Below are 13262 nucleotides of genomic sequence, written 5' to 3' on the forward strand. Positions count from 1 at the left end.
CCAGCCTTTCGTTCGCGACTGCGGGGCTCGCAAGCTCACTCCTCGCGCTCACTTGCCCTCCAGCTCGACCAGGGCGCGTTGGATGGCGCGCAGATAGTCGGCGTGCCCGACCTCGAACCAGTGCCGGCTGCTGTCCTTGACCGGCCCGGAGTACCGCTCCCCCGCCCGGTCCCGCACCCGGGCCGCGAACGCAGTGGCCCGTTCCGGCCGGTCCCGGCGGGCCTGGAGCAGCCGGGCGAAGAGCACCGTCTGCCAGTGCGACAGGGTGAACAACCCGGAGTCCGGTTGCAGCAGGCCGGCGACGGCCAGCGTCGGGTGCCCCGGCGTGAACGCGTTGAGCCACAGCGTGGGCCGGCCCGCGCCCGCGCTGTCACCGAACACCGACGCGTCGAGGAACTCGAAGCGCGGCAGGTAACCGGTGGCGAAGACGACCACCTCGGGGTCGATCTCGCGGCCGTCGGCCAACTCCACCGCGTACGGGTGGAACCGGGCGACGTCCGGCACGGGGCCGATCCCGCCGTGGCCCACGTAGTACACGAGCTGGCTGTTCGCGATCGGGTGCGTCTCGTACACCCGGTGGTCGGGCTTGGGCAGGCCGAAGCGGGTCAGGTCACCGACGGTCAGCCGCAGGGTCCAGTGGTAGAGCCACTGCCGTACCCGCAGCGGCACCCGCAGCGCCAGGAGGGTGTCGTTCACCTGGTCGGCGGGGCGACCGAGCACGTACTTCGGCGCGTACCAGTAACCCCGGCGGGTGGAGTGCCAGCAGCGCGACGCCTGCTGGGCGGCCTCGACGGCGATGTCGCAGCCGGTGTTGCCGGCACCGACCACCAGCACCCGCTTACCGCGCAGCTGCGCCGGGTCCTTGTAGGACGAGGCGTGCATGATCTCGCCGCGGAACTCCTCCAGGCCCTCGTAGCGGGGCAGCTTCGGCGACCAGTTGTGGCCGTTGGCGATCACCACGGCGGCGTACCGGGCGGTGCGTTCGGGGCCGTAACCGCCGGTGGAGCGGGTGGTCACGTCCCACCGGTCCCCCTCGACGGGCTCGACCCGGATCACCTCGGTGCCGAACCAGATGTGCGAACGCAGGTCGAAGTGGTCGGCGTACCGCTCGAAGTAGGACAGCAGCTGACCGTGGTGCGGGTAGTCCGGCCAGGAGTCCGGCATCGGGAAGTCGGGGAACTGGGTGAACGGCTTCGACGAGATCAGGTGGGTGCTGGCGTAGACAGGGCTGCGGTCGTGGCGCCAGTTCCAGGCGCCGCCGACGCCCGTCTCCCGCTCGTAACAGTCCACGCCGAACCCGTGCTCACGCAGGTTCTTGATGGCGGTCAACCCGCTGGCCCCGGCCCCGATGACGCAGACCGTGTCGCCCCGGTCGGAGACCGGGCGCCCGTCGCTGTTCGCCGTCGGCGAGGTCGCCTCCGGGTCGGGCCGGCCGTGGTCGGTGGAGGTGGACACCGGGGACATCTCCTTTGGTACGGCAGGCGTGCCGGTCGCCGCGAAATCCTCTCCACAACCGGGCCGGATGTCCAGTCCTGAGCCGGAGGCGCCGACGGTCGAGCCGGGGTCGGGGGTCAGCCGGTGGAGGGCAGCAGCAGGTCGACCAGGACCGGGAAGTGGTCGCTGGCCCGGCGGGTCTGCGGGGTGTCCACCACGTCGTAGTCGACCACTGTGATCCTCGGGTCGACGAAGAGCGCGTCGATGCGTCGGCGCGGGTCGGCGCAGGAGTAGGTGAGCCGCTCGGCCCGGTCGGCGGCCACCGCGGCGTCGGTCAACCCGCGCGACACGGTGGCCCAGGCCGGCCCGTCCGGACCCTCGTTGAGGTCCGCCCCGGCCAGCACCGGGCTGGTCGCCGCGTCCAGACCGCGCTTGAACTCGGCGGCCTGCGAGGGCCGCTCGGCCGGGTCGGTGGACAGGTGCGAGCCGGCGACGGTGAACCGGGCGTCACCGACGCGGCAGTCGGCGTACGCGGCGCCGCGCAGGTGCCGGCCCGGGGTCAGCGGAAAGCGCTGGCAGCGGGTGCCGAGCACCTGGACCCGCAGGCTGGTCAGGAGCAGGTTGCCCAGCGCGGGCAGCCCACCGGCGGCCACCACCAGACCGAACGACTCGGCCAACGTGGCGGACTTCTGCCGCCACCGGAACCGGCGCGGCCCCTCCTGCACGATCACCACGTCCGGCGTCGCGGCCCGGACCACGGCCGCCAGCGCGGCGGTGTCGTCGCGCTGGCTGTGGACGTTGTACGACACCACGCGCAGCGGCACGCCCATCCCCGACCGCCTCAGATCCGGCGGGCCAGGTCGGCGGCGCCGATCACCCCGGCGCTGTTGCCCAGCTCCGCCGGGAGCACCTCGGCCACCGGCAGGCGACCGCGTTGGGCGAGCGCGTCGAGGTACGAGCGGCGGGTGGGGCCGAGCAGCAGGTCACCGGCGTCGATCACGCCGCCGCCGACCACCAGGGTCTGCGGGTCGAGGATCTGCGCCATGTCGGCGAGGCTGGTGCCCAGCCACCGGCCGATCTGGGCGAACGCCTCGGCGGAAACCGGGTCGCCGCCCTGCGCCGCGGCGGTCACCATCGGGCCGGTGATCGCCTCGGCCTCACCGCCGGCCAGCTTCAGCAGTGCGGTGGCGCGGTTGGGCTCCTGCCGGGCGCCGGCCCGGGCGAAGCGGACCAGGGCGCTGCCGCTGGCGTACTGCTCGATGCAGCCCAGCCGGCCACAGCCACACTGGTGCCCGTCCGGCACGGCCAGCATGTGGCCCAGTTCCGCGGCGATGCCGTGCGCGCCGCGCATCAGGTCGCCACCGAGGACGACGCCGCCGCCCACACCGGTGCCGATCGTGAACATGATCATCGAGTCGTCGGCGTCGCGGGCCGCGCCGTAGCGGAACTCGGCCCACGCGGCGACGTTCCCGTCGTTCTCCACGATCACGGGCAGCCCGATGGCCTCGCTGACGTACTCGCGCAGCGGTTCGTCACGCCAGGCCAGGTTGGGCGCGAAGAGCACAGTCGAACGGCTGGCGTCGATCCAACCGGCCGCGCCGATGCCGACGGCCTCGATGGTCCGCCCGGCAGCCAGTTCGCCGACCAACTCGATGATGACGTCGCGGGTCTTGGCCACGTCATCGGCGGGAGTGTCCCGTCGGGTCTGCACGAGGACCGTGCCGGTGTCGTCCACGACACCGCCGGCCACCTTCGTGCCACCGACGTCGACTCCGATGGTCAGCGTCACCGCTACCGCCCCCCTCTGCTGTGCTGTCCGGCCCGGGTCCCGGCCCAGTGCCGGTCCGGGTCGGAAGGTCCCGCGCTCAGGCGCCGTCGCCCGATGCTTCCGCGTCGGCGTCGTCGGGCACCCGCGATGCGGGCACCACGGGACGGGTGGTCGGCGCCGGTACGGTCGCCGTCCCGGCCTCGTCGACGGGTGGTACGGCGGCCGGGGCGAGTGGGTCCGCCGTCCGGGTGGCGACCGACCAGACATCCCGCTCCGGCGCCGGCTGAGAATCATGCCCGGTACGGGTGGCATCGCGCCACACGTGCTCGTCGACGGTCGCGGTGGGCGGGCCGCTCGGGGGTGGCTCGGGGAGCACGTCGTCGGTGCTCGCGGCGGGTGCCGGTGAGGACGGGGTGGCCGGCTCGGCGGCCGGCTCGGCGGTCCCCGGCGCGGACGGTTCCGCCGGCGAGAACGCGCGGAGCAGGCTGGCGACACCCGCGGCGAGGTCACCGGCGCCGGTCGCGAGCCGTTCGGCGAATTCCGGACTCGGGTCCCGCAACGCGGCGATGCCCCGACAGACCGGGCAGACGCAGCATTCGGCCGAACCGGTGGCGAAAGCACCACCGGTGCCGGAGCGGGCGTCCGGACCCGCGCTGTGACCGAGGACACCGGACAGCATCCCGCCCAACGAGCCGAGCGCGCCGCCCGCCGAGCCGGCGGAGGCCAGTCGCGCCCCTGCCAGCAGGGTGGCGACCAGCCGCTCCGCCTCTTCCCGGGCCGAACCCGGATCCGTTCCGCCCACCGTCGGCTCCTCTACCGTGCCACCGGACACGTCACTGCGCCGCACCGGTTGCTTCTACCCGGCGCTTGAGCTGCTTCAACGCGGTGTCCATGATCATCTTTTCGGCCTTGCGCCGAAACATCCCGAGCATGCCGACCGACAGGTCGACCTCCAGCGTGTAGGTCACCGTCGTGCCGCCGTCCGGGTTACCCACCAGGTCGTACGAACCACGCTGGGCCTTCTGCATCTTCGAGGGGGCGACCAGGTGCCACTCGATCCGGGACAGGTCCTCGGCGTACTCGTAGGCGAGCACGTACTCGTCGGCCATCACCCCGGCGTCGATGGTGAAACGCACCTGACTGGCGTAACCGTCCTCGTACTCCTCGATTACCTCGGCACGACGCACCGCGTCGGTCCACTCCGGGTAGCGCGCGAAGTCGCAGATGACCGCCGTCACCCGATCCGGTACGGCGCCGATGATGATCGACTGGGTGGAGGAGTCCGCCATGGGGGGAGGCTACCCGGCGAGTACCGCCCGGCACGCTGCGCCGCCCCCGGCGCTCGGCAGGACCCATACCCGCTGGCCGTTGGCAGGGTGCCCTTCCTCACCGGGTAGGTTTCGACACAACCGACGCCCATGGCGACGACCAGCCCGACCAGCCCGACCAGCCCGACCAGTGCGAGCACGAAGGAGTGCAGGTGCGCGAGTTCTCCGTCCCGCCGATCGTCACCGTTGGCGACGCGGCCAACCTCACCGATCCGGTCTGGGACAACGCCGAAGTCGCGCCCGACGCCGCCCAGTTCGCCCGCCCCACTCCGCGCGCCGACGGCACCGTCACCGAATGGACCGAGGTGACCTGTCTCCAGTTCCGCGACGAGGTGACCGCCGTGGCCCGCGGGTTGATCGCCGCCGGCATCGAACCGGGCGTCCGGGTCGGGCTGATGAGCCGCACCCGCTACGAGTGGACGCTGCTGGACTACGCCATCTGGACCGTGGGCGCGGTGACAGTGCCGATCTACGAGACGTCCAGCGCTGAGCAGACCGCGTGGATCCTCGAGGACTCCAACGCGGTCGCCGTCGTGGTGGAGACCGAGGCGCACGCCGCCCTGGTCGCCGGTGTCCGGCACCGGCTGCCCGAGCTGGGCCAGGTCTGGCAGATCGATGGCGGCGGGGTCGACGAGCTGGTCACCACCGGCGCCTCTGTCGAGCTGGCCGAGGTCGAGCGGCGACGCAAGGCCGTCCGCGCCGGCGACCTGGCCACGATCATCTACACCAGCGGCACCACCGGCCGGCCCAAGGGTTGCGTGCTCACCCACCGCAACATGTACGCCGACATCGCCAACGCCGTGCCGGTGCTACCGAACCTCTTCAACGCCGGCGCGAGCACCCTGCTCTTCCTCCCGCTGGCGCACGCCTTCGCCCGGCTCATCCAGATCGGCGTCGTGCAGGCGCGAGTCACCATGGCGCACTGCGCGGACACCAAGAACCTGGTCGCCGAGCTGCAGGCGTTCCGGCCGACCTTCGTGCTCTCCGTACCCCGGGTCTTCGAGAAGGTCTACAACGCCGCCAAGCAGAAGGCCGAGGCGGACGGCAAGGGCGGCATCTTCGCCCGCGCCGAGCAGGTCGCCATCGCGTACAGCGAGGCGCTGGAGACTCCGGGCGGACCGGGCCTGGCGCTGCGCGCCCAGCACGCGGTCTTCGACCGGCTGGTCTACCGCAAGCTGCGTGCCGCGCTCGGCGGACGGTGCCGGGACGCGATCTCCGGCGGGGCGCCGCTCGGCGCCCGTCTGGGTCACTTCTTCCGGGGCATCGGCGTGACGGTCCTGGAAGGCTACGGCCTCACCGAGACCTCGCCCGCTGCCGCATCGAACCAGCCCACCGCCACCCGGATGGGCACCGTCGGTCGTCCGTTCCCGGGCGTGACCGTGCGGATCGAGGACGACGGCGAGATCCTGCTCTCCGGTGAGTTGATCTTCCAGGGTTACTGGCGCAACGAGACCGCGACCGCCGAGGCGATCAGCGCCGACGGTTGGCTCCGCACCGGCGACCTGGGCCAGCTCGACTCCGACGGCTACCTGAGCATCACCGGTCGCAAGAAGGAGCTGATCGTGACCGCCGGCGGCAAGAACGTCGCCCCGGCGGTGCTGGAGGACCTGGTCCGCGCGCACCCGTTGATCAGCCAGTGCGTCGTGGTCGGTGACGCCAAGCCGTTCATCGCGGCGCTGGTCACCGTCGACGAGGAGGCGCTGCCGACCTGGTTGGAGAACGCCGGGTTGCCCCTCGACACCACCGTCGAGCAACTGCGCGAGCACGAGGGCCTCCGCAAGGAGATCCAGGCCGCAGTCGACGCCGCGAACCAGGCCGTGTCGAAGGCCGAGGCGATCAAGGTGTTCCGGGTCCTGCCCCACGACTTCACCGAGGCGACCGGCGAGCTGACCCCGTCGCTCAAGGTCAAGCGCCAGGTTGTCCACAAGACGTACGCGGCGGAGATCGCCGATATCTACCGAGGCTGACTACCATCCGTCACGTGCCCGCATCCACAGCCACCGCCCCGCACCCGCATCCCCTCGCCGCGGCCGCCCGCGTGGTGATGCTGGCGCTGGTCGCCATCCTGACCCTGTTCGCCACCCGCGACGTCACCCAGCTGTGGTGGATCGCGCTGCTGGCGGTGGCCGGGCTGCCGTCGCTGCTGGCACCGCAGCACCGGCTGGTCGGCCCGCTGAGCCGGGTGGCCGAGGTGGTGGTGCTGGGGCTGGCCGCGAGCCACGTCGCCGCGGTGGCGTCCATTGGTGGCACCGTCGACGGCCTGGGCGCCTCGGCGGTGCTGCCGTACCTGGCGGTCCCGGTGACCGTCACCGCGCTGCGCCGCCGCTTCCCGGAGGGTGCCGCGCTGCTCGTGGTCACCGCCGCCACTTTGCTGCTCAGCGGCGCGCTGACCCGGGTCGACGGTGGCCTTCAGCTCGGCCAGCCGGGTTACCTCGCGGTCTGCGCGCAGTGGCTGATCCTGGCAGCGTTGGGGCTCTACGCCGCCGGCACTCTGCACCAGGTGATGGCGGTGCGCGGTGAGGGCAAACCCCAGCCGTACGCCGAGGCGACCCGGCTGCTGACCCAACTGCGGACGGTGGCCCGGCAACTGCCCGGAGCGACCCTGGACCCCGGCGGCATCTCCGAGCACCTGCTGGAGGAGCTGCGGACGGTGGCCCGCGCGGACCGGGGCGCGGTGCTGTCGGCCAGCGGCGGCGGTCGCCTCGTGGTGCTCGCCCAGGCCGGCGTCGACCGGGTGGACTGGGAGACGACGCTGGACGCGGACTCGGCGATCGCCGACGCCTGGGCCACCCAGCAGGCCACCACGGCCGCCCGGTCGCAGTCCCGCTCGCACCGCGGCGGCGACGTGTCCGCGCTGATCGTTCCGCTGGTCGCCGGGGTGCGCACGGTGGGGCTCGTGGTGCTGGAGGCCGACGCCACGCAGGCGTACCCACCGCCGGTGGTGTCCCGGGTGACCGCGCTGACCCGCCCGGCCGCGCTGCGGCTGGAGGCGGCACTGCTCTTCGACGAGGTGCGCTCGCTGGCCACCAACGAGGAGCGGCAGCGGCTGGCCCGGGAGATCCACGACGGGGTGGCCCAGGAACTGGTGATGGTCGGCTACGGCATCGACAACGCCCTGGCCACCGTCTTCGACGACGCCGACGAGACCGCCGAAGCCCTGCGTACGCTGCGCGGCGAGGTCACCCGGGTGATCCAGGAGCTGCGGCTGAGCCTCTTCGAGCTGCGCAGCGAGGTGGACCGGCAGGGTGGGTTGGCCGCGGCGATCGCCGAGTACGCGCGCACCGTGGGCGCGTCCGGCGGGCTGCGGGTGCACCTCTCGCTGGACGAGTCCACCGCCCGGCTGCCGGCCGCCACCGAAGCCGAGTTGCTGCGCATCGCGCAGGAGGCGGTGACCAACGCGCGCAAGCACGCCGGGGCGTCGAATTTGTGGGTCACGTGCGAGATCGACCCCCCGTACGCGCAAATAGAAGTGTCGGATGACGGTCAGGGGATGGCTGACCAGCGCCCGGACGGACGGTACGGTCTTGCGATCATGGCCGAGAGGGCGGAACGTATCCGGGGCCGGTTGGAGATCAGGCCGCGGCAACCCAGCGGCACGACCGTGGCGGTGGTTCTCGGCACCTCGGCCCGGCGCGATAACGTGCGCGGCAGCGCAGCACCAGAAGGGGAGTAACCCGAGGATGACCACAAGTCCGATACCGGCCACCCGTACCAAGGTCCTCCTTGTCGACGATCATGACCTGATTCGCAAGGGTTTGCGGCACGCCTTCGAGCGCGACCGCCAGTTCGAGGTCGTCGGTGAGGCGGCCACGGCGGCGGAGGGAGTACGCCAGGCCGGCGCCTTGCAGCCGGACGTGGTGATCATGGATCTGCGGCTGCCCGACGGCAGCGGCCTGGAGGCCACCCGCGCACTGCGTAAGTCCAGCGCGTCGATGGGCATCGTGGTCCTGACCATGTACGCCGGCGACGACCAGCTCTTCGGCGCCCTGGAGGCCGGCGCGAGCGCCTTCGTGCCGAAGACCGCCCCGGCCGACGAGGTGGTGGCTGCCGCACGGCACGCCGCCTCCTCCCCCAGCGCGTTCACCGCGGCCGACCTGGCCGAGGCGATGAAGCGCCGGCTCGCCCCGTCCGGCCCGCAGTTGTCTCCCCGGGAGGGGCAGGTGCTGCGGCTGCTCGCGGACGGCATGAGCGTGGCGGGCATCGCCAAGCAGCTGTTCGTCAGCGAGTCCACGGCGAAGACGCACATCTCGAAGCTCTACGAGAAGCTCGGCGCGGCCAACCGGGCTCAGGCCCTGATGACCGCGCTGCGGCTGGGCCTGCTCGAGGCACCGGACGCGCCGAAGTTCTGACCTGCCTCCCGCTCGTCGAGCGGGACGACGCGACCGACGGTCCGCGCCAGCTTCTGCCGGCGCGGACCGTCGCGCATCGACCGACGTCGGCGGGCAACCTTCGGCGCGCTATGGTCTGGCGTGCGTGGCGGGTGCACAATACCCGCGCGGGCGATGATGCTCGCGTCGCGGATTCCGAGGGGTGAAACGCATGCAGCGGCCGGACTGGGCACCCGACACCATCGACATCGAGCGCCCGAGCGTCGCGCGGATGTACGACTACTACCTCGGCGGCTCGCACAACTTCGCCGCTGACCGGGCCGCCGCGCAGGCCATGGTCGCCGCGGTGCCCGAGGCGCCGTTGATGGCCCAGGCCAACCGGGCGTTCCTGCGCCGCGCCGTGCACCACCTCGCCGACGCCGGCATCCGGCAGTTCCTGGACATCGGTTCGGGCATCCCGACGGTCGGCAACGTGCACGAGATCGCCCAGCAGCTCGACCCCCGGTCGCGAGTGGTCTATGTGGACGTCGACCCGGTGGCGGTGGCGCACAGCCGCGAGATCCTCGCCGGCAACGAGCAGGCCGCAATCGTGCAGGAGGACCTGCGCAACCCGGAGGCGATCCTGGCCCATCCGGACGTCCACAAGCTGCTCGACCTGAGCCAACCGGTGGCCGTGATGATCGTGGCCGTCCTGCACTTCGTCCCCGATGACGACCGGCCGGCGGAGCTGCTGCGGACGCTGCGCGACGCGTTGGCGCCCGGCAGCTACCTGGTGCTGTCGCAGGCCAGCGACGACGGGCGCAGCGAGGACGAACGCGCCGAGGCGGAGCGGGTCTACCGGCGCACCGACAACCCGCTGTCGGTGCGCAGTCGCGCCGAGCTGACCGCGCTCTTCGACGGCTTCGAGCTGCTCGACCCGGGCGTGGTCTGGGTGCCCCAGTGGCGACCGGACACCCCGGAGAGCGCGGAGGACGCCGAGCGCGCGGTCTTCATGGGCGGCGTCGGGCGCCTCGGTGACTGAGTCGCCCGGGGCGGCCTCCCACCCGGGGACCTTCGCCCGGGCCTGGGCGAAGGCGGTCTCCGGCACCAGTTACTTACCGATGACCCAGGCCCAGTTGGAGTCCCTGCTGGACCGGCTCACCGGGCAACTGGCCGGGGCGTTGCTCACCGAGCCGTTCGACCTGCGTGCCGGGCACCGGGTCGGCGCCGAGTTGGTCGCCGCGCACATCGCTTCCGCCGAAGGGCTGGGTCGTACCGTCGAGGTCATCCAGCTCCGCCTGGTGCGCGACCTGGGCCTGGTGGCCGAGGACGTCGAGGACCGGATGGCCCGGCTGTTGGCGGCCGTGGCAACCGGCTACGCCCGCGCGCTGCGCGACCGGACGCTCGACGAGCAGGAGTCGATCCGCCGCGCCGCCATGCGGGCTCGCACCCAGGCCGAGCGGGCGCTGCGGGCCAGCGAGGCCCGTTTCCGGCATCAGGCCACCCACGACCCGCTGACCGGCCTGCCCAACCGGACGCTGTTCACCGAACGGCTCGCCGCCGCGCTCAACGAACCGGGCCGGGGCGCGCAGCGGGTCGGGGTGTGCTTCCTGGATCTGGACCGCTTCAAGGTGGTCAACGACACGCTGGGGCACCAGATCGGTGACCTGCTGCTGGCCACGGTGGCCGAGCGGCTGCGCAAGGCCATGGGTGAGCACCTGGTGGCCCGGCTCGGCGGCGACGAGTTCGTCATCCTGGTGGAACGCACTGCCGGCACCGACGACATGGTGGCGGTGGCCGAGACCGCGCTCGCCGCGGTAGGCACACCGGCCCTGGTCGACGGGCACGAGTTGCAGATCTCCGCGAGCATCGGCATCGTCGAGCGCCAGGTCGCCGGGGCCAACCCCACGGACCTGATGCGGGCCGCCGGCAGCACTCTGCACTGGGCGAAGTCCGCCGGTGGGGCACGCTGGGCGCTCTACGACGCCGAGCGCAACCAACGTGAACTGGCCCGCTACGCGCTCTCCGCGGCAATCCCGGCGGCGTTGGAGCGGGGCGAGTTCTACCTCGACTATCAGCCGCTGACCTCACTGCGCGACGGCAGCCTGGTCGGCGTGGAGGCGCTGGTCCGCTGGCGGCACCCCGAGTTGGGGGTGCTGCGCCCGGACAGCTTCATCGGGTTGGCCGAGGAGACCGGCCTGATCGTCCAGCTGGGCGGTTGGGTGTTGGCCGAGGCGTGCCGCGAGGCCGAGGCGTGGTCGGCCGGGGGTGCCGCCGCGCCCTTCGTCAGCGTCAACCTGGCGGTACGGCAGGTGCACCGGCCCGGGTTGGTGCAGGAGGTCCGGGCGCTGCTGCGGCAGACCGGCCTGCCACCGGAGCGGCTCCAACTGGAGATCACCGAGAGCACGATGATGAGCACCGCCGAGGAGCCCGTCCGCGCCCTGCGGGTCCTTGCCGACCTCGGGGTGCGCATCGCCATCGACGACTTCGGCACCGGCTACAGCAACCTGGCCTACCTGCGGGACCTGCCGGTGACCGAACTGAAGGTGGCCGGGGAGTTCGTGGCTGGCCTGCGGTCGCCCTCCGTCGGCCGCACCGACGAGCGGATCCTCGCCTCCCTGGTCTCGCTGGCGCACGCGCTGGACCTGACCGTCACCGCCGAGGGGGTGGAGACCGCCGGGCAGGCCGAGCGGCTACGCGCGATCGGCTGCGACGCGGCCCAGGGCTGGCACTTCGGCCGCCCGGCCCCCGCCGATCGCATCCTGGCCCGCATCCGCTGACCCTCGGGCCCGCCCACGCTCCACCCGTTCCCGCCCACTTCGCACACTGCGGCTCACCCGGCACCTATCACCCGCAGCTCGCCGGGCTCACCAGTGGGCGCTTCACGAAACTCGCAGGGGAGCAGCCGTGGCCAGGGGTCGAGCGAACGACGCGAGCGGACAGCGCGGCCCGGACACTGCGTTGAGTGTGATGTCTGTGAGTCATCTTGATGACTCATAGACATCATGCTGATTCCGGCAAGGCACGGCAGGCCGCCGAGACACGCCTGCGTGAGCCAACCCACCGCCAAAGTGGACGACGTCGCGGCTGGGCACGCACCACGCGCCGCAGGGCAAGAGGTAGACACCGTCTACGGGGGCTGGTAGACAGTGTCTATGGACGCGGACGAGACGGGGCTGCGGGCTCGGTTGGTGGCCGTCGGGGTGGACCTCGTGCTGCGCGAGGGCCAGTCGGCGGTGTCGCTGCGGGAGATAGCCCGGCGCGCCGGGGTCTCGCACGGTGCACCGCGCCGCTACTTCCCCACCCACGTCGACCTGCTCTCCGCCATCGCCCGGGAGGGCTTCGCCGACCTCACCGCCCAGATCGAGCGAACGTTGCGCGACGTCGGTCCGGACCCCCGTACCCGATTGACCGCGCTGGCCCGGACGTACCTGGACTTCGCGGCGGCCCACCGCGGCATGTTCGAGCTGATGTTCCGCCACGACCTGCTGGACAGTGGCCGACTTCGGCTGCGCGAGACGAGCCTGCCGTTGTTCGCCATGCTGGCCGACCTGGTGGCGCAGGCACGCCGGCACGCCGACGCGCCCGCAGCGGTGCTGGCCGGCGCGCTCTGGGCGAACCTGCACGGCATCGCCCAACTCTGGGCCTGGGGCAGCCTGCCGCTGGCCCCCGGCGCCACCGACGACGATGCCCTGCTGCACGCCGCGTTGGACGCGCACCTCGGCCCGACGCCCGCCTGAAAACCAACCCGGAGGACACGTGCCCCTGCTGTACGACGTCACCAAGCTGACCGTCGGCACCGTGCTGCGGTTTGGCTGGCAGCCCCGGGTGGAAGGGCTGGAGCACCTGCCCCGACACGGCGGCGCGATCCTCGCCGGCAACCACCTGTCCGTCGCCGACGAGTTGTTCCTCGTCTGCTCGGCGCCCCGACACGTCACCTTCTGGGCGAAGGTCGAGTACTTCAACGGCCGGGGTCCGGGCGGCTGGCTCAACCGGCGGATCGTCGCCGGCATGGGCGCCATCCCGGTCGACCGCGCCGACGGCCGGGCCGCCCTGCGCGCCCTCGACGCCGCCGTCCCGGTACTCCGCTCCGGCGGCCTGGTCGCCGTCTACCCGGAGGGCACCCGCTCCCCGGACGGGCGGCTCTACCGAGGCCGGGTCGGGATGACCCGGCTGGCCCGCGACGCCGGGGTGCCGATCATCCCGGTCGGCGTGCTCGGCACCGCCGAGGTGCTGCCGGTCGACGCGCGGCTGCCCCGTCGCCACCCGATCACCCTGCGGTTCGGCCCGCCGATCCCGGTCGCCGAGCGGATCAACGGGCCGCGGGACATCCGGACGGTCACCGACGAGGTGATGGCGGCGATCCAGCGGCTCACCGGCCAGGAGTACGTGCCGCACTACGCGCCCGCCCGGGAGAGCTGAACG

At 72.5% G+C, this 13262-nt stretch carries 12 protein-coding genes; 7 read left to right on the plus strand and 5 right to left on the minus strand.

Features of this window, described 5'->3' with window-relative positions; translation table 11 throughout:
• Positions 1-48: 48 nt before the first annotated feature.
• The 5 genes from AB0B68_RS12140 to AB0B68_RS12160 form a co-directional block, all read right to left on the minus strand.
• On the minus strand, positions 49-1455 hold the full coding sequence (locus AB0B68_RS12140) for an NAD(P)-binding domain-containing protein (RefSeq protein WP_355007721.1): 1407 nt from the start codon (positions 1453-1455) through the stop codon (positions 49-51).
• A 116-nt stretch (positions 1456-1571) separates the two neighbouring features.
• A complete protein-coding gene (locus AB0B68_RS12145; RefSeq protein ID WP_357199733.1) occupies positions 1572-2279 on the minus strand; it encodes an endonuclease/exonuclease/phosphatase family protein in 708 nt (235 codons plus the stop codon).
• The gene (locus tag AB0B68_RS12150; protein ID WP_355007723.1) at positions 2276-3223 is read right to left on the minus strand and encodes an ROK family glucokinase; all 948 of its coding nucleotides are present in this window, start codon (positions 3221-3223) and stop codon (positions 2276-2278) included. The genes AB0B68_RS12145 and AB0B68_RS12150 overlap by 4 nt, the downstream gene beginning before the upstream one ends.
• Positions 3224-3299: 76 nt before the next feature.
• Positions 3300-4004 (minus strand): hypothetical protein, encoded by a 705-nt coding sequence (locus AB0B68_RS12155; protein WP_357199677.1) that lies wholly within the window; start codon positions 4002-4004, stop codon positions 3300-3302.
• Positions 4005-4035: 31 nt separating this feature from the next.
• Complete coding sequence (locus AB0B68_RS12160) at positions 4036-4491, minus strand: SRPBCC family protein (RefSeq protein ID WP_357199674.1); 456 nt, start codon at positions 4489-4491, stop codon at positions 4036-4038.
• Between the two features lie 191 nt (positions 4492-4682).
• Here AB0B68_RS12160 and AB0B68_RS12165 point away from each other — a divergent pair, with 191 nt between their 5' ends.
• The 7 genes from AB0B68_RS12165 to AB0B68_RS12195 all read left to right on the plus strand — a co-directional run bounded on the left by AB0B68_RS12165 (position 4683) and on the right by AB0B68_RS12195 (position 13259).
• Positions 4683-6497, plus strand: a complete 1815-nt coding sequence (locus tag AB0B68_RS12165) for an AMP-dependent synthetase/ligase (protein ID WP_357259657.1) — start codon at positions 4683-4685, stop codon at positions 6495-6497.
• 14 nt (positions 6498-6511) lie between these two features.
• Positions 6512-8203 (plus strand): GAF domain-containing sensor histidine kinase, encoded by a 1692-nt coding sequence (locus AB0B68_RS12170; RefSeq protein WP_357199668.1) that lies wholly within the window; start codon positions 6512-6514, stop codon positions 8201-8203.
• 7 nt (positions 8204-8210) lie between these two features.
• Positions 8211-8879 carry a response regulator transcription factor gene (locus AB0B68_RS12175; protein WP_030337723.1) on the plus strand — a complete coding sequence of 223 codons (669 nt, stop codon included), beginning with the start codon at positions 8211-8213 and terminating at the stop codon, positions 8877-8879.
• A gap of 190 nt (positions 8880-9069) precedes the next feature.
• Positions 9070-9879: an SAM-dependent methyltransferase gene (locus AB0B68_RS12180; RefSeq protein WP_357205468.1), complete on the plus strand. Its 810-nt coding sequence runs from the start codon at positions 9070-9072 to the stop codon at positions 9877-9879.
• A gap of 79 nt (positions 9880-9958) precedes the next feature.
• Positions 9959-11617, plus strand: coding sequence for a bifunctional diguanylate cyclase/phosphodiesterase (locus AB0B68_RS12185; RefSeq protein WP_357259781.1), 1659 nt, complete (start codon positions 9959-9961; stop codon positions 11615-11617).
• A gap of 375 nt (positions 11618-11992) precedes the next feature.
• Positions 11993-12577, plus strand: coding sequence for a TetR/AcrR family transcriptional regulator (locus tag AB0B68_RS12190; RefSeq protein WP_357259660.1), 585 nt, complete (start codon positions 11993-11995; stop codon positions 12575-12577).
• A gap of 19 nt (positions 12578-12596) precedes the next feature.
• Positions 12597-13259, plus strand: coding sequence for a lysophospholipid acyltransferase family protein (locus AB0B68_RS12195; protein WP_357205474.1), 663 nt, complete (start codon positions 12597-12599; stop codon positions 13257-13259).
• The last annotated feature ends 3 nt before the right edge of the window (positions 13260-13262 follow it).

Origin of the sequence: Micromonospora sp. NPDC049049, from assembly GCF_040649115.1 — a bacterium.
In the GTDB taxonomy this organism is placed as follows: domain Bacteria; phylum Actinomycetota; class Actinomycetes; order Mycobacteriales; family Micromonosporaceae; genus Micromonospora.